At 48.0% G+C, this 17,422-nt stretch carries 13 protein-coding genes; 6 read left to right on the top strand and 7 right to left on the bottom strand.

Annotated features, from left to right (window positions below; translation table 11 throughout):
- The first annotated feature begins 131 nt into the window (after window positions 1-131).
- From RQM65_RS15775 to RQM65_RS15755, 5 genes are all read left to right on the top strand, one after another.
- The gene (locus tag RQM65_RS15775) at window positions 132-2,192 is read left to right on the top strand and encodes a tetratricopeptide repeat-containing sensor histidine kinase (RefSeq protein WP_314016382.1); all 2,061 of its coding nucleotides are present in this window, start codon (window positions 132-134) and stop codon (window positions 2,190-2,192) included.
- 134 nt (window positions 2,193-2,326) lie between these two features.
- Window positions 2,327-4,120 carry a type VI secretion system Vgr family protein gene (locus tag RQM65_RS15770; protein ID WP_314016381.1) on the top strand — a complete coding sequence of 598 codons (1,794 nt, stop codon included), beginning with the start codon at window positions 2,327-2,329 and terminating at the stop codon, window positions 4,118-4,120.
- A gap of 5 nt (window positions 4,121-4,125) precedes the next feature.
- Window positions 4,126-4,806, top strand: a complete 681-nt coding sequence (locus RQM65_RS15765; RefSeq protein ID WP_314016380.1) for a DUF4280 domain-containing protein — start codon at window positions 4,126-4,128, stop codon at window positions 4,804-4,806.
- A 33-nt stretch (window positions 4,807-4,839) separates the two neighbouring features.
- Complete coding sequence (locus RQM65_RS15760; RefSeq protein ID WP_314016379.1) at window positions 4,840-6,315, top strand: hypothetical protein; 1,476 nt, start codon at window positions 4,840-4,842, stop codon at window positions 6,313-6,315.
- A 299-nt stretch (window positions 6,316-6,614) separates the two neighbouring features.
- Window positions 6,615-7,382: a hypothetical protein gene (locus tag RQM65_RS15755; protein WP_314016378.1), complete on the top strand. Its 768-nt coding sequence runs from the start codon at window positions 6,615-6,617 to the stop codon at window positions 7,380-7,382.
- Window positions 7,383-7,597: 215 nt separating this feature from the next.
- Here RQM65_RS15755 and bshB1 read toward each other — a convergent pair whose 3' ends face one another.
- The 4 genes from bshB1 to RQM65_RS15735 all read right to left on the bottom strand — a co-directional run bounded on the left by bshB1 (window position 7,598) and on the right by RQM65_RS15735 (window position 13,091).
- Window positions 7,598-8,320: a bacillithiol biosynthesis deacetylase BshB1 gene (gene bshB1 / locus RQM65_RS15750; protein WP_314016377.1), complete on the bottom strand. Its 723-nt coding sequence runs from the start codon at window positions 8,318-8,320 to the stop codon at window positions 7,598-7,600.
- A gap of 140 nt (window positions 8,321-8,460) precedes the next feature.
- The gene (locus RQM65_RS15745; protein ID WP_314016376.1) at window positions 8,461-9,630 is read right to left on the bottom strand and encodes a trans-sulfuration enzyme family protein; all 1,170 of its coding nucleotides are present in this window, start codon (window positions 9,628-9,630) and stop codon (window positions 8,461-8,463) included.
- 85 nt (window positions 9,631-9,715) lie between these two features.
- Complete coding sequence (locus RQM65_RS15740) at window positions 9,716-11,125, bottom strand: MATE family efflux transporter (protein WP_314016375.1); 1,410 nt, start codon at window positions 11,123-11,125, stop codon at window positions 9,716-9,718.
- A 232-nt stretch (window positions 11,126-11,357) separates the two neighbouring features.
- Window positions 11,358-13,091 (bottom strand): FAD-dependent oxidoreductase, encoded by a 1,734-nt coding sequence (locus RQM65_RS15735; RefSeq protein ID WP_314016374.1) that lies wholly within the window; start codon window positions 13,089-13,091, stop codon window positions 11,358-11,360.
- A 169-nt stretch (window positions 13,092-13,260) separates the two neighbouring features.
- Between RQM65_RS15735 and RQM65_RS15730 the strand changes: the two genes are divergently transcribed.
- The gene (locus RQM65_RS15730) at window positions 13,261-13,800 is read left to right on the top strand and encodes a YcxB family protein (protein WP_314016373.1); all 540 of its coding nucleotides are present in this window, start codon (window positions 13,261-13,263) and stop codon (window positions 13,798-13,800) included.
- 121 nt (window positions 13,801-13,921) lie between these two features.
- On the opposite strand, the gene RQM65_RS15725 is transcribed toward RQM65_RS15730, so the two are convergent.
- The 3 genes from RQM65_RS15725 to RQM65_RS15715 are packed head-to-tail and all read right to left on the bottom strand — an operon-like array spanning window position 13,922 to window position 17,416.
- Window positions 13,922-14,764: an endonuclease/exonuclease/phosphatase family protein gene (locus tag RQM65_RS15725; protein WP_314016372.1), complete on the bottom strand. Its 843-nt coding sequence runs from the start codon at window positions 14,762-14,764 to the stop codon at window positions 13,922-13,924.
- A gap of 55 nt (window positions 14,765-14,819) precedes the next feature.
- Window positions 14,820-15,680, bottom strand: coding sequence for an endonuclease/exonuclease/phosphatase family protein (locus RQM65_RS15720; protein ID WP_314016371.1), 861 nt, complete (start codon window positions 15,678-15,680; stop codon window positions 14,820-14,822).
- Window positions 15,677-17,416, bottom strand: coding sequence for a RagB/SusD family nutrient uptake outer membrane protein (locus tag RQM65_RS15715; RefSeq protein WP_314016370.1), 1,740 nt, complete (start codon window positions 17,414-17,416; stop codon window positions 15,677-15,679). The genes RQM65_RS15720 and RQM65_RS15715 overlap by 4 nt, the downstream gene beginning before the upstream one ends.
- Window positions 17,417-17,422 lie beyond the last annotated feature (6 nt).

Raw genomic sequence — 17,422 nt, 5'->3', positions numbered from 1 at the left:
TCCTTCTTGAGATAACACACAAAATTTGGGGTTTCACAACATAAATTACGGATACTCGGTCCGATACGGTAATTTGGTCAAGCCTTAAATCATCCTAATTCATGCTTACTGTCAAAGCTTCTTTTTTGACAATGTTTTTCGTTCTAAAGAAGTGCTTCTTTCTTTTTGGAATGGTCGTTCTGTTCGTAAATCAAATCCAGGCACAGGTTAGTATTAAGGACAGTTTGACGGAGCGGCTTCAAGCCTTTGATCAGCCATCGGCAATCCAAATGAAGGATACGGTGTATATCGATCTCATCAACGCACTGGGACGGAAATTGCGATTTTACCAAAGCGACAGTCTATTACAGCTATCACAACAGGCACTACAGCTCAGTAAAAAAGCAAATTACGCAGTTGGGGAAGGTCGTGCGCTGCTAGGCCTCGGTGACTATCACTCCGATAGGGGCCATCATACCGAAGGCGTATTCTATTATGAAAAGGCCCTACAACTAAGTCGAAAAATCGAACACCAAAAGTTGATTTTAGATGCACAGAACAGTCTCGCAGGGGAATTTGCCTATGAGGGCGACTATGCCAAGGCCCTAATAGGTTACCTAGAGGGCATCGACCTGGCCAAAGCTTACGGCGATTGTCTGATGCTATCGATCATGAACGAAAATATCGCCAATCTATATGTCTCCCAAAAAGATTACAATCAGGCCTTAGAATTCTACAACCAGGTAAAAAAGATAAACGAAGACATCGGCAACGAAATATACTCCGCCGAGACAATGAGCAATATGGCTTCGCTATATGCCGATATCGGTCAGCTAGACTATGCCATGTTCAACGCCAACAGCAGTATTACGATATTCGAAAAACATAAAATAATGGACTGGCTTGCCTTTGCCTATGAGGTCAAAGGCAAGACCTACCTCAAGAAGAAAAAGTTCAAATGGGCCATCCACTGGTATAAGAAATGCGAGGAGCTACACCTGAATCTTGACGATGAAAGAGGGCGAATCGATATGCTCAACGGTATGGCCGAGGCCTATTTCGGCCTAAAGCAGGATGACAACTCGGAGCGGTATGCGCTAGAAGCTTTCGAAATCTCGAACAAGATTCAATTTATGGAAGGCAAACAGAAATGTGCCAAAACCTTATACAAGATTCAAAAAAATAAAAGAAACTACGCCACCTCGCTAAAGTATCTTGAGCTATATCAAAAATTGTCTGATACCCTGTCCCGCAACGAAAATAAAAAAAGCCTTACCCTGCTTAAGACCAAGGTTCAGCACGAAAAACAAAAAGAAAGACTTATAGCCCAGAATAATAAGCAGTTGGCAGAACAGAGAAACTATGTGTACGCTTCCCTCGCCATTCTCATCATATTCGCAATGGGTACATTTTTGCTGCGCCGAAGCGAACGCATTCAGAGGCGTCTTTTTGCTAAGCTTAAAGATAAAACCGTGACCTTGGAAAAAACACAGGACGAGCTGCGCGAGATGAACAGAACAAAAGATAAACTCTTCTCTATCATAGGCCACGACCTTAGGGGGCCGATCGGAGCCTTTCAAGGTCTTCTAAAACTTTTCAAGGATGGAGATATCGGGCAAGACGAATTTATGGAATTCATGCCCAAGCTGCGGAACGATATCGACCATATCTCTTTTACCTTAAACAATCTGCTCACTTGGGGCCATACCCAAATGAACGGGGCGACGACCAATCCCTCGGTCGTCGGCTTGGGCTCCATGGTCAAGGATAATATAAACTTGTTGTCGGAAATCGCCGAAAATAAATCCATCAAACTGGTAAGCCAAATACCTTCCAATACAATGGTCTGGTCCGACAGCGATCAAATTGAAATTGTCATCAGAAACCTTATCAGCAACGCCTTGAAATTTACCCCGGAAAACGGACTGGTGACTATCTCAGCTCAGGAGAACAAGGAATACTGGCAAGTATCCATACGCGATACCGGGATAGGCATGGACGAACAGACCATTGCAAAAATCTTCGCCATGAACGCGAACCATACTACCTATGGTACAAACAATGAAAAAGGGACCGGACTCGGACTTTCATTGTGCAAGGAGATGGTCGAAAACAACAGGGGAAAAATTTGGGTAGAGAGCCTGCTGCGCAAGGGAAGTACCTTTCATTTTACGGTTCCGAAGGCAAAGAAGCTGTATCGGAAAACAGGTTGATTTCAATGGCCAAGACACAAGAAACCTGGAATCATGTCGTTCACTTTTGTAGGTTCTAGGGATTGGATATAAGGCTTGACCCGCGATAAATACTATTGCCCTTTTACCAATAACCTCGTTTAATCGATTTATACATGCCAAAACTAGTGTTCCCACAGCTCAATTTGAACGGCGACGACTTTCTATCGAAGCACGGCTATAGCGCTAGGGTCGAGATGTCCGCAGGCGGACACAGCGCATTCAGCATCTCCTTTTCGGCCAGTGCCACCGAGACCTATGCCGGCGCGCTGATGGAGAACGCGATCGAATTCATTGGCAAGCGCATGTCAATCCGTCTTGATGCCGACGCCATGGAGTACACCGGGCTTGTCACCTCGATCGATCTGCAGAAGGGGACCGGTGCGGCGGGTACCTTGATCATATCCGGCCACGGGCCCTCCGTGCTTTTGGCCAATTCGGTGCAATGCCTTAGTTACGGAGAGGGCACGCCACTCTCGTATGTGGCGAAATCTATCCTTGAAGGTCATTCCTCCGAGATTCTAAAGCCACTCATGGGCGCGGGTAACGACATCGTACTGCCCTATACCGTACAATATAACGAGAGCGACCTTAATTTCTTACAACGGCTCTGCCGGCGTTACGGCCTGTGGCTCTATCACAACGGGAGGGAATTCTGTATAGGCCGCAAAGGCAATAAGAAGATACCGGCTATCTATGGAACCGATGTAACCGCCTTTAATCTCTCCACGAACCTTCGCTCGAAGGGGCCGCATGTAAGCGGTCGTGACTGGGTGCTTGACGACCTTTTCGAGACCCCCTCGTCTTCGTTCCGACCGAAATCCTATCACCCCTATTTCAATCAGGTAAAAAGGGAATCCGATTTCGTCTTCACTAAAAACGGGATTTACGACTACAGCACCGGCCAGGATGGATACAGCCATCAGAGGGACATGGATACTGCCAACGAGGTGACAGTACTGGGCGGAAGCACCGGGATGGTTGCCGCCACGGGTGTTTCCGAAATCTCGAACCTCAGGGTTGCCGATATCCTAAGCCTTGAGGGCCTCGATTTTACGGATCCCACGAAAAAGCACAGCTTTGGCAACTACGATATTGTAAAAATCATACACAGCTTCGACCATAGCGGTCAATATCAAAACCACTTCGAGGCCATCCCCGCGGACAGCCCCCACCCCCCGTATTCCAACGGTTTTGAGTCCTCTTTCTGCCCCGACCAGCGTGGCCGGGTACTCGACAATACCGACCCCGAGGGCCTTGGTCGGGTCAAGGTACAGTTCGAATGGCAACGGGGGATATCGACCTCCACGCCATGGATCAAGACCTCGATCCCCTACGCCGGTAATGGCCGCGGTTTCTACTTCGTTCCTGAAAAAGGCGAAGAGGTGCTGGTAGGCTTCGAGGGCGGCAACCCCGAAAAGCCCTACGTCATCGGAAGCGGATTTAACGCCAAGGCCAAGAGCGGTTTCGCGGACGACCGTAACAATATCAAGGCCATCCGCACCCGCAGCGGCAATACCATCGAACTCAACGATACCGACGGTGGGGAAATGATTACCATAAACGACAAAGCTGGCAACAGCATCCATATCAACTCCGCGGAAGGCAAAATGGTCTTTACCTCACAGGGCGATATGGAGTTCAACGCGAAGAACCTGCGCTTTAATGTTCAGGAGAATATGGAGGTCGAGGTCGGCAATGACATGCGGGAAGCGATAAAGGGCAAATCCGAAACCACCGCCAAAATAACTGAGGAAAATATATCGGAGTCAAAAAAAATTAGTGTCGGGCAGACCCTGGAACAGGTCTCGGGAGATTTGGTCATGCAAACCAGTAAAGGTAAAATGTTGTTGGAAGGACAAGGAAAGGTATCCTTACAGAGTGCCACCAAAGTTTCATACGGAAAATAAAGACTATGGAAAGATTCTATCTGGTGGAGGGCGCCAAGCTTCAATGCACCTTGGGTACATCCCCCGGAAAGCTTACGGTAATTTCCCAGCAAAAATTAGAGGTACAGGGCAAACTACAGGCCACTGCAAAAGATAAGCTTCTAAAACCACCGTTTTTCGGGAGCTGTACCTGCAAATCGCCCAACCCGCCCTGTTCTCCCGCCTTGCAGGATTGGCAAATGCCTGGCAAGAAAACCGGTATGGACGCTGACGATCTTATCACGGACGATTCCCGGATCCAATGTGCCCAAGGCGGAACGATTACGGTGCTGGACCCCAACCAAAATTTGGTCTCGACAGGCGAGGAAGAAATCGAAATCGAGGGCGCACTGCCAAAACTGGAAGGCGAGGTTATCTTCGTCAACGGTTTTCACAGCGACGTTCCCGAAAACACGGAACAGACCTTGCAAAATTCAATACTCGATATCGATCCCGATAACGCCGATCATGAACACTACAAGCAAGGTGAGAGCGTGAACGAAAGAAATCGGGCGGACGAAAATGATATTTTTACCAATAAGCAACTTGAAAACGAACTTCCTGACAATGAAAGAACGGAAGAGGATATTGAAAAAGCACTCAACCGGAAAAAATTGTCAACACCGTTCAGTTTCAACAATGGCGTCGAAAAATTTTGGGGTTACTGAAACCAAAAAGCCAATCAATATGAGGGAGCCGATATGTACGCCCGATATTTCAACGCCTATCGCAACGACCATTATATCAACGGTTCGCATGGCCTTGGGTCAAATGCCGCGCACAGAATCGATCATGGCATCGCCCTAGGCTATCTTTGGGCAAAGGGCAACTGGGGCATTTGGGCGTCCGATTCAGATATTTTCGACAGTGGCGCCGAGGCTTTCAAGAGCTTCACGCCCGCCTATAGACCGGTCACCATCGTGGCACATAGCCATGGGGCGGCCGTCGGTGCCGGGGTCTCCATCGGTATCATGTACTATGCGCTGGAGATGAAGTGGGACAGCATAGCCCTGAACATCATTTTTCTGGGCACACACCAGCCACAAAATTTGACCGGGCGTCAATACAGGGATTTTTTGGACAGAAAAGTCGATTACTATGAAGTGGACAGAACATTCCCCAATATCGGGGGTGAAAAAGAAGCCCACAGTCTGAAGTTCCTGAACGGCCTTGCCGACGTCTTCAATCCCGAACACAATAAGGTACGGCACGAAAGGGGAATCTATGAACATCTCAAGGAGATTCTGAACGGATGGGAGGCCTACACCGAAAGATGTGTACAGTTCACCTTTGCGAATGACCGCGGTGATCTGGTAACAAGGGACGGCGACATTCCTGATGTTCAGAGCGCCTGCAACCCCGCTATAGACGAATCGCTCTTCTGTGCGGAATACACGGCCCCCGACGATTTTGAACGCTCCGGAAAAAAGATAGTTTCCACGCTACAGGGCGGCTATCTGGTACTGTCAACCCATCTCGCGAACCGGCGTTTCGAATTCGACCATCTAAAAAAGGATGCCGATGAAAAATTAAAAAAAGAGGGCGAGGAATGGGGAGATTTCGAGAGCGTTGCATTGTATTGGGCGGATGCCTTTGAGGAATATAAAATTCAAAAGGCTAAATTTAAGGCAACATTTGGGGAAACCTATCGATATACGAATGTCGTAGCCGATAGATATCGAAGAATAAGCCAATGGATTGACGAAAAAAATCCGTTTGCCGACGACCGGACGGAATGGGAGAAGCAATACAAAAAGGCTTACAATATCGTCACGGATGCCTATGAAGACATGCTGCTAAAATACGCCTCGTTGCAACAGGCCTGCCTGTACGCCCACTTCGCGCCGGTGTCGCTAATCAACCACGGCAAACTAATCTCCGATATGCCCCACGATGGGCTGGGCACTGGGAGCATCGCTAAACGCATTGCCAAGGCGGGGGAAGGCAAATTTTATCGGGTAGAGTATGATTCCGATCCCGAAGAAGCGGAAAAGTTGTCACCTGAAGTAAAAAGAAAGAAAGACATGGAATACGTAAAACAAAATTCAGATAAATTAGTGACAACATCAATAGTAAATACATCATATATACATGACGTAATTGAGGCTTACATTGAGAAAAATACTAAAATCGAAATAGAACGATTGTACTACGAACCGGATAAGACCAAAAGATGAAAAAAATTGTTTCATTTATTTTTCTCACCACATTAACTACAAGTTGTAATATGAAAAATAAAGCGTACCAAGAACTGCATATCCACGATGGGACGGTAAATTATGAGGTAGCAGCGATAATTCCTAAGCAAAATAAGGCAACATACGTGCAATTTGATACTGTGCAAAATGTAATCGTTACTAAATCATTGTATAAAAGTGCAGTTAAAGAAAATACAACTTACGAAAGTCTCAAAATTGATTACCTAGGTAACATCCTTGATACTTATGAGTCGCATACACCCTTAAAAGATGGTACGATGAAGGGTTTTGATTACTACTCCAATTGGATTATAAACGGCGATAAAACGAAACACTTTTACATCGACCCGTTCACGGATAAACCTATTAAAGATCTCTACGATTATGAATGGCCGGAAAATGATTACGAAAAATGGTTTGAAATGTTCCAGATACTATATGATAAGGCGAGTTACGTACATATCGATATTTCATTTTATCTTTTCAAGATAAATGATAAATGGTATTCGCTTAGAGAACCCTTTGAAGAGACCCCAAAAGATTTCAACAAACGATACCCAGCAAAAGAAAACCAAGACGTCCGTATAGGAAAACTCCGCGACATCTGCCCCGATTTCACCGTGAACGAATACAATCGCGACACCAGTTTTATGAACGTGGTCGATTATGAGGAGACGGACAGCGAAGACGGGGGCTGGTTCAACCCCATTTCCTACTCGGCCGGTTACTATTTTATCGAGCTCTACATGCCCATGGGCGATACCATCAAGATAAAACGTCATGGCAGTATGGGGGCCAACTTGGAGGTCTACAAAATACCGGTGACCCATGGCGGCCGCAACGACGTGGTATTCTTAGTCCAGAAACCCGGTAAGCTGAATCCTGAAAAAGAATTCGGCGGCATGTACGTCATCAGACCGAGGAGCCTAGAACAGGATGAATACGGTACGCACAAAAGCGGTGCCGACAGTTTTATCAGCCAACACAATTCAAGGGACGGCAATATCGATACCGAAGCCAAGTTTATCGGACGAACGGAAGATTGAGACCTGTATTCAAATTGTTACCCTAAATTATATTCTAAACTATATGCATAGCGGAAAAACGATAGTACGCAGAAGCACCTTTTCTATTCGTTACAATATTACCATTGGAAGCCTTTTGGCAAGGGTGGCGGTGGGCAGCTGCAGCTATGGTGGGCAGTTGCTGTAGCAGTTACCGGTTGGGGCTGGGATGGCTTGTTGCGGCTGCGATACACATATCACTTCAAAGCCCCCAAACGATCGACGGCAACAAGACGTTCGACGGTAAAACCTTCAGCGTACTCCACCCCAACCAGTCTTCCGAGGTCGCGCGCCCGGTACTTGACGCTGTCTAAAAAATTTCTGCTGGTAATCGGTGTTTCAGGTTCCTTACTTCTCGGGTCGTGGAATTGGGAAGAATAGGCCAAAATCGCTTCGGTTTTCTTCTCGATATAGCCAGTAACATCTACTACGAAATCCGGTTGGAGATTTTTCCATTGGATATAGTGGTACACGTTTTTGGGCCTCCAAGGCTCTTGCCACTTATCGTCCCCGTCGAATTTGGTATCGATTTTCACCAGTCCGCTTAGGTAACAGGCATCACTGACCAATTTACTGCCCCTGCCATGATCGACATGACGATCGTCGATGGCATTGCAGAGCACGGTTTCGGGGCGATACTTTCTCAGCATCCGGATGACGCCCAATTGATGCTCCTTGTCATTGACAAAAAAACCATCGGCAAACTCCAAATTTTCGCGTACCGAAAGCCCCAAAATGTTTGCGGAATCCGTCGCCTCCTTCGCCCGAATTTCGGCCGACCCCCGGGTGCCCAATTCCCCTAGGGTCAAATCGACGATTCCCACTTTCTTTCCGTTGGCGATTTCTTTGGCAATCGTTGCGCCTGCGCCCAACTCGGCGTCATCGGGGTGGGAGCCGAATACTAGTATATCTAATTTCATTTCTAATTTTGCTTTTGTTTCAATGCCAATCCGATAGGTGTTCGTCTATTCCATGTGCGAAACGGAAACCTGTCCGCCGTCGGACGGTTTGATCACTCGTACGCTTGCATCGGGGTAGCGTATTTTTGACCGGTACCCAATTAGACCGTGCCGACCACGCTTTTTACTTTTTCAAGCGCTTGCTCGATATCGGCAATCAGGTCCTCCGGCTCCTCGATTCCTACAGAAAATCGAATCAAACCGTCCTTAATACCCTGCCGCTCCCGTTCCTCGGCCCCTAACAGGGCATGCGAGGTTTGGGACGGCGAAAGCACGGTACTTTCCACACCCGCCAAACTCATCGAGGGTTTAATAAGCTGTAGGGATTTTTGAAATCGGGAAGCATCCAGGCCTTCCAGCAGTTCGAAGGAGAGCATCCCTCCGAAACCTGCCATCTGTGTCTTGGCCGTTTCGTGTCCCGGGTGGTCTGGTAGCCCAGGATAGTACACCGCCGCGATATCGTCATGTCCGTCTAGAAATTCCGCCATCCGTTGGGCATTTTCGTTCTGGGCCCTGACCCGGATGCCCATGGTCTTCATACTCCGTTCCAAGAGCCAAACGGTATAATCGCTAAGACTGCCTCCAAAATTCTTTGCGAGGGAATGAATCCTTTTGATGTTTTCCTTCGTGGAGGCCACCGCCCCCGCACATATATCGGAATGTCCACCCATGTATTTGGTGGCACTATGAATAACCACGTCGATGCCAAAATCAACGGGATTCTGGTTAACGGGACTGGCAAAGGTGTTATCGATCATGGATACTAGACCGTGTTTTTTTGACAGCTTTGCGACCGCGTCCAAATCCGTGATGGTCAACAAGGGATTGGAAGGGGTCTCGATATATATCACCTTGGTGTTCTCTTGAACCTTAGCCTCAAAATCATCGGCAGCCCATCCTTCAGTAAACGAATATTCGATACCGTACTTATGAAATTCCTCTGTAATCAGGTTATATGTGCCCCCGTAAAGGGTCTGCTGCAGTACGATATGGTCCCCCGCCTCTAAAAATGCCAACAGGGAAGTACTTATCGCTGCCATGCCACTTCCGAAAATCAATCCCGCCTCCGTATGCTCGAGGGCGGCAATTTTTTTACTGAGGGATTCTTGATTTGGGGTATTGAAATAGCGGGGATACCGTTTGATATCGACATCCTCGAAGGCGTAGGAGGTGCTCATGTACAAGGGAGACACAGCGCCTTTGAATTGTTCGTCCTTCACTTCGCCCGTGTGGGCACAGATGGTATTGAGGCCTTTTTTGTTCCGGGTCATGCTTATCTATTTTGGTAAAAATCAAAGGTATGGAATATCTTCCGCCTTGGTAGGGTCGTACCGGTCAAAATTGCGGATGCAAAACCTATATCCTCACCCTTTTCCAATTTCCTTTTTTGAACCAGATGATCGCTATGATGGCCAATAAGGTTTCGGCGGAGGTGATCGCGATGAAGACCCCCATCGCCCCAAGGTCAAAAGTAATAGCCGCCAAATAGGCAAAAGGCAACTGAAATAGCCAAAAAGCCACAAAATTGATCTTGGTCGGGGTACCGGTATCCCCTGCCCCGTTGAAGGCTTGGGTGACCACCATACCGTAGGCATAGAATACATAACCCAAGGCAATTATCTGCAGGCACAGGCCCCCGTTCGCCGTTACCACGGGATTCGAAGTGAACCATCCGACGATTTCATGGGCAAACAACAGGTAACCTATGGAAACCGCCCCCATAAAAAGGGCATTGTACTTTCCTGTTTTCCAGACCGAAGTTTCCGCCCGTCGTGGTTTTTGGGCCCCCAGGTTTTGCCCGACCAAGGTTGCGGCGGCGTTGCTCATGCCCCAAGAGGGCATCAAGGTAAACAGCATAACCCGGATGGCGATGGTATATCCTGCCAGCACCTCGCTTCCGAACTCGGACATGATCCTCATCAGAAACAACCAGCTCGACGTACCGATCAAGAATTGTGCGATGCCCCCAAGGGAAACCCTGATCAGGTTAAGCATCACCTGGAACCGGAATGTCAGATCGCGGATACCGATCTTGATCCGGCTCCATCCGAAAAAGAGTACGGTCAACTGAAAAATTACAGCAGTACCCCTGCCGATATTGGTGGCCATGGCGGCACCCGTGACCCCGTACTCGGGGATGGGGCCCCATCCGAAGATAAAGATCGGGTCCAGGATAATATTGAGTCCGTTTGAAAGCACCAAGGTCCACATAGCGATTGCGGCATCCCCTGCCCCGCGGAAAATGGCATTGATCAAAAAAAGCAAAAGTATAGTGATATTCCCCCCGATGAGCCATTGGGTATATCCGTAGCCTTCGGCTATCAAATCGGGTTCCGCACCCATTAAGGCCAAGATATCCTTGGCATATAGAAATCCGAAAACGCCTACCGGCATGGCGACCATTATGCCCAAGGCGATGGCCTGTACGGCTGCCTCCCGCGCGCCCTGAACGTCTCTTTCCCCGACTCTGCGGGCGACGACGGCCGTAGCGGCCATACTTAGGCCGATAGCCACAGCATACACCAAGGTAACAACGGATTCGGTCAGGCCGATAGTGGCCACCGCATTGACGCTGACCTGCGATACGTAGGCAATGTCGACAATGGCGAAAATGGACTCCATCATCATTTCTAAGATCATGGGCACGGAGAGTAAAAAGATGGCCTTGCGAATGCTGCCGCCCGTGAACTCGGTTTCCTTTCCGGAAAGGGCGAGAAAAAAATAATGGAAAAAACGCCGAAACGTGATTCTGCTTAGATGAGGCATGATGTCGGGAATTATGTTTAAAAAGTGAAGCGGATGCCATGGGATGGACCCTCCCGCATTTAAACCGTGGTGGGTCACCTCTTGCGCCAAAACGAGAGGACATCTATGACGTACATAATTCCTATAACTTCATGATATGGCAAATGTCGGATATTTTTTTGGAGGCGGGGATACCGGTTATACAGATAATCGTACCATCCGTACAATTGGGCTAAAGCATCTACCGGGCAATTTAGTTTTGCGCCGGCCACTCTGTCTCGATGCCTTGCTGACGGACCAGCTTTTGGAATTCCTGTATTAGCGCCCGATCTTTATACGCCTGCTGCGGGGCGATTCCCTTTTCCATCAAGAAAGGAACGAGCATACCCACCGCCTCGCCGATACTCCATTCCACGGGATGCAGCCGGTAACAGCCGTTGGTCAGGTGGGTAGTACCGATGTTCTTATTGGCTGGAAAAAGATTTTCCATTTTCCTTGGGATTAATGCTCCCAGGGGAATCTGGAAGGGCAGCGATCCGAAATCGATGTAATTGTCACCTCCCGAACTGGGATGCAGATCGATATGATAGTACCCGATCCCCACGCTGTCGTCGAAGGTTTCGGCCACGAGTTCGTCGCCTTGCAGGCCGGTAATCTTTGCCCGCTGTTCCTTGCCCACATGCTGTTCCTTGACCGTAAACAGTGCCTTGATCCGCCGTGATTCCCGGATGTACGGATATTTGGCCAGTCCGTCTCCGCCTTCCGTACCCATGATGTCCCCCCGCAATCGGAGGCCCGGCCATCCCCTTCCGCCGTCCGGCCGCGGGGCCTCGGTCTGAAGCCAGTACAATAGCGAAAGGCTCAGTTGCCTGCCATTTTCAAAATGCGTTTCCAGGGCTTTCGGACTTACATCGACGATATTCCCAAAAAAATAATCGTTCTGGGGGTAGTTGACTATTGTGATGTCGCTTTGGTAGGTTTCCGGTGCGAAATTGTTCTTATCGATAATCCGCCTATAGTTCCAAAGGTTCAGGATATCTCCCATGGCATTTCCCTCGGGATGAAAACCCAATGCTTTGGGCTGCAGGGTTCTGGGATTGGAGTAGTTCAGTTCCAATAATTTTCCGGGCCAGGGCGGATCCAGATCGGGTTTGTAGCCCCGCCAAAACGAATACTGGTCCGGCCGGGGGATGGTCCAATCCTCCCCCTTAGCGTAATCGATCGCAAAACAATGGGTAAAGGATTGGTTATTTTCGGGCTCATGGGCATCCGCAGCATGCAGTTCACCGGTCTGGGGTCTGGATTCCGCCCCGGTCACGTAAGCTGTCTCGGTCATAGGGAGCAGGTCGCCCAGTTCCGTGGCATCAACAAAATAGTGGCCTTTTAAGGTCTTTGTCGTACCCGTTTTAGGGGACCTTACCTGCAGGGCCAGAATCTTGTTCCCTCTAGTGTCGGCGGAAATGGCCCTGTATTCTTTTAATAACAGCAACTTCCCTGAACTGACATAGGGTGCAAAAAGTGCTTCCAATACCGCCAGGGCCACCCGAGGTTCGTGGGCCAAGCGGGATACCGAGGCCCCACCGGGATTGAAATGCGGGTCGGCGGCCACCTGGTCACGCAAGGGATAGTGCTGTCGATAGTATTCGCGAATACCCTTTCGTAGCGTTCGATATAGTTCGGTCGCCCCATGGCTCTCGATCCAAGGATGCTCGTCCGGCGGCACCCCTTGTTGGGTCAGCTGTCCCCCGATCCAATCGGTCTCCTCCGTCATCACTACGGTCAGTCCGTTTCTAAGTGCGGCAAGGGCAGCGGCGCAACCGCCCAATCCGCCTCCGGCGATGATAAGGTCCACCGATATCGTGTCGGATGCCTGCGAACGAATCGTTTTTTCGTGAGCATCTTGGCTAAGGCGGTTGGCAAACATCGGGGGCGCAGCAAAAATTCCGCTGGCCAGGGTCAGGCTTTCTATAAAATTTCTTCGCTTCATCTGTTTAGGTTGCTAGATTCTACCGGTCCGGTATCCAATTTTAAGCACTGATGTCCGGATAAGGTATGACATCCATTTAATTTCGTAGCTTTCGCTTAAAACATTTAAAGTACATAAAAATAAACCAAATAGAGAAACACCACCTTCAGACATCCTAATAACCAACCCAATGGACTTAAGCTACACCTTAATCGAAGAAGATTATTTACAACAACAGCTCTATTACTTCAGCACCAATCCCGATGCCAAAAAAATGCGGAAAAAAGCTTGGTTGGCCGCCATCATAGCGTTCATAGTTATCGACATACTGCTATACATGTACGCCGACACCTTCACGGTTTATTTCTTTACTGCGGTCGCCCTTCTTTGCATCGTTGCCTTTCCCTTTTTCCATAAACACCGATTGAAACAGACATATCGCAAGTCGGTCAGGGATATCTACAAAAATAATTTCGGAAAGGAAATCCATCTTTCGTTCAACGAAAATCAATTGGAGATTACCGGTAGTACCGGCGAATCAAAAATCAATTATACCGCGCTCGAAAAAATAGTGGAAATAGGCAGCCACTATTTTCTAGTATTCAAAACTGGAATGCAGCTGATCATTCCTAAGAACGAAGTGAATAACACCGCTGTCGCAACTGAACTTGAAAAACTCGCCGTACAGCAAAAGGTTCCGTTCTCAAGGGAATTGGATTGGAAGTGGTAGCGAAAGAACAAAGCTTAAATCGTTGTGCTTATAAAAACCTACTCACAGCGTTTTCAGAGTTTTTTCCATTTCGGGATGAACGAGGGTTCCCCATCACCAAAATATCACCCATATTCAGCTTTTACCTTTGAACCTCCAGGTCGGCAACGATCGGAAGATGGTCGGAAGCATAAGTTTCATCAACGACCTTATGCTTTAGCACTTTAAAAGCTTTTTTTGGATGAAAGACAATAAAATCGATAGCCTTTTCAGGATGGTCTACTGGGATGGTGGGCTCGCAGTCATCGCAGGTTCTCTTAAAATTTTGATCTAGGATGTCGATGACCTCGGAACCGGGGGAGGCGTTGAAGTCGCCCGCGATTATTAGGGGCAAGGATTCTTTCGAGGCGATCCGACCTATTTCCTTAATCTGCAACAAGCGATTGGTATCCTCTTTTTGGGAATCGAGATGGGTGCTTGCGAACCGTATATGCCGGTCTTGGGCCAAGGTCACTTTTACGGTTGCCAAAACCCGTTTTTCTCCCTTGGTTTCAGGTATGGTGGGAAGCCTATGCACCGTTTCTTCAGAGATGGGAAACTTGGAAAGTACCGCGACCCCGTACTCCCCGCCCCCGAAATCGATGGATTTCCCAAAGAATACCTGCATGCCGAGGCTGTCCGCTATAATTCTTGCCTGGTTCCCCGGGCCGGACCTTTCCGTATCCGCATCGATTTCCTGCAAGGCGATCAAATCGGGATCCTGTGCCCTAATAGTACGCACGATGGCGGCGATATCGATGGAATCGGGCCGGGAGGGGGGATTCGCATGATGGATGTTGTAGGCCATCACCCGTAGCGGTAAGATTTGAGCGGGTATACTATCGGATACGTCGGCGTCTTCATTAGGGCCCGAACACGTTGAAAGTCCGGTTAAAGTAGCAGGCCCCAGGAAACCGAGAACTAGGATTAGGTATATGTATTTCATTTCCTGAATTTAAGTGTTCCAACTTCTTGTCAACAGCGACACTAGTAGGCGAAAATTAGTCCTTGGTATCAAACACAAAATCGACCAATAAGGGAAAATGGTCCGAGATAAACCGTGCACCACGCTGCCCGTCAAGCACGTGGTAGCTAAGGGGGGAAATCTGGTTTCCCTTGTAAAAAACGTAGTCGATTCTTTTTCGCTCATCCCCTGCTTCAATATCCCAGCCATTGGTAGTATATTCCGTACCGAACTTCTTTTCTTCATCCAAGTCCGATGCGGTATCAATCAGAGCGTATTCGATTAATGCCGTGTATGGCGTGGAACCGGGCGGAGTATTAAAATCACCGGTCAGAATTGTCGCATGTTCACCAGCAATGCGGTTAATTTCTTTGGCAATTAGTACTGCGCTTTTGTCCCGTGCTATCGTACCCTTATGATCAAAGTGGGTGTTAAAAAAATAGAACACCCTGTCACCGTTTTTGTCCTTGAATTTGGCCCAGGTTAGGATTCGCGGTAAGGCGGCATCCCATCCTTTTGAACCGACATCTTGGGGAGTTTCCGAGAGCCAAAATGTACTGTGCTCCAAAAGCTCAAAACGGTCTTTTTTATAAAAGATAGGGGTGAATTCGCCCTTGTTGCCCCCTTCCCTACCTACACCAATATGGGCATAGGTAGGCAATAAAGCTTCCATATCCTGCAATTGGGGATAGGTGACTTCCTGAGCCCCTACCAAATCGGCTTCAAAGAACCGGATACTTTTCGCCGCCCACTCTTTTCTATTTTCCCAAATATTGACTCCGTCATCCGGATTGTTATATCTGATATTAAAGGACATAACAATCAGCTCTTCTCCGCTGTTTTGGGCGAATCCCACCATACCGCTCAGGAAAATAGCTATACAAATTAGACTTTTCATTGCCATCCTGGATTTTGTTCCAAATTCGGATTTAGCTGTAGTTCAACCCTTGGAATGGGATAAAGATAATCTTTGTTTTCATTAAAGGTCCGGTTTTCATAATCGGGATGGGGCATTATCAAGCCTTGGTCGTCTAAATATGTATCGGATCCCAATTTATAATACTGGATCCCGGTAATTACATTGTCCGGTCGTTCGCCTTCATATAAAACCACGTTAATTTCACCGTCACCCGTAAGATCGTATTCCCCGGGTCCAGAAAAATATAGGCCGCGAATAGGCTGGGTCAATGTTTCGCCAGACTTCCAACGGACAATATCGTCCCACCGGAAATTTTCCATATATAACTCGATACGCCTCTCCCTCCGAATTTCAAGGATTATTCCCTCATTGGCACCCGCTACCCCAACGTATTGATCCGCAATGAAGGAATCAGGATTACTATTGGCCTCATCCAGCATTAAACCGGGCATATTTACGCGTGCTCTCAACAGGTTTATTGATTTATCGAGATCTTCTTGGGTCAAAGTGCCAAGTTCCGCCTTTGCCTCGGCATAGTTCAACAGAGTTTCCCCGAACCTGAACAACGGCAGATCGGTAATAGACTGCCCATTGGTATCATAAACAGGCTCTGTAACATATTTAATGATTTGGTACCCGGTAACCGTTGCCCCTAAATTAGGTGCACGTTCGATCGCTTCCCCTTTACGGGTATAACCGGGGGTTCTGATCGTTTGGGAAAGTCGCGGATCACGGTCCGCCACTTCCTCAGTAAAGGAAATTTGATCAAAATTAGCTTGATCGGTAAACCGCGATCCATCCGCGTTCAAATAACTGTCCACAAGATCTTTTGGCATTCCTGGCCTACCATACGAACTGGTGGTGGTGTAATAGTTTACGTTGTGCCCAATGTTAAGCGTTTCCGAATAAGCCCGGGCGAGAATTATTTCATCAGCTAGAGCATCATGTGAATTGAACAGGTTTCTGTAATCATCGTTGGGGCTACCGCTGCTATAAATAACGTAGGGCGAATTCTCGATCAATTCTTCGGAGGCCGCAACAGAGGCGTTCAAGTATTTTTCATATCCTTCCATACCCCTGTATTTTTCAAACGTACCTTCGTAAAGCCCTACCCTCGACTTTAAGGCCAATGCCGTATATTTCGTTATCTCGTACACATTCTGTTCGGCTCTCAAGTTTTCGATTGCCCAATCAAGATCTTCCAGAATTTTATCGACGACAAATTGCCTTGAATCCCTTGGCTTTGTCAAAGCCTCGGTATCTGTGGGGTCGATAGGCTCATCGTACCAAGGAAGGGCACCGAAACGTTGCAACTTATCGAAGTAGAAGTACGCCCTGAAAAAACGGGCGACGCCCCCGTAATGCGCCTTGGCATTTGCATCTTCGGATTTTTCATACTCCTGAAGAAAAAAGTTGATATCCCTTAAATATGCCCAATCCCAACCGCCTCCGGAAGTTGGTACCAAACGGGCGCCCCTCATCTCATCACTTAATTCATTCTCGATGATATTATCCGTAAGCGATTCCCCGTCATAAATCGAGATGCTGGGAAACATTCTGTAGAACCCATTGGTGTAGAGTTTCAAATCGGCTTCGGTATTGAAGAAGTTTTCTGCCGTAATCTCGGACAATGGTTCCTTATCCAGATAATCATCGCTACAGGCGTGTAGACCTAGGGCAAGAGCCGCAATCGATACTATATGCTTAAATTTCATAACTTG

It is taken from the genome of Pricia mediterranea (assembly GCF_032248455.1).
Taxonomy (GTDB): Bacteria; Bacteroidota; Bacteroidia; order Flavobacteriales; family Flavobacteriaceae; genus Pricia; species Pricia mediterranea.
Note: the sequence above shows the minus strand (reverse complement) of the source record. Positions and strands in the feature narration are given on the sequence as shown.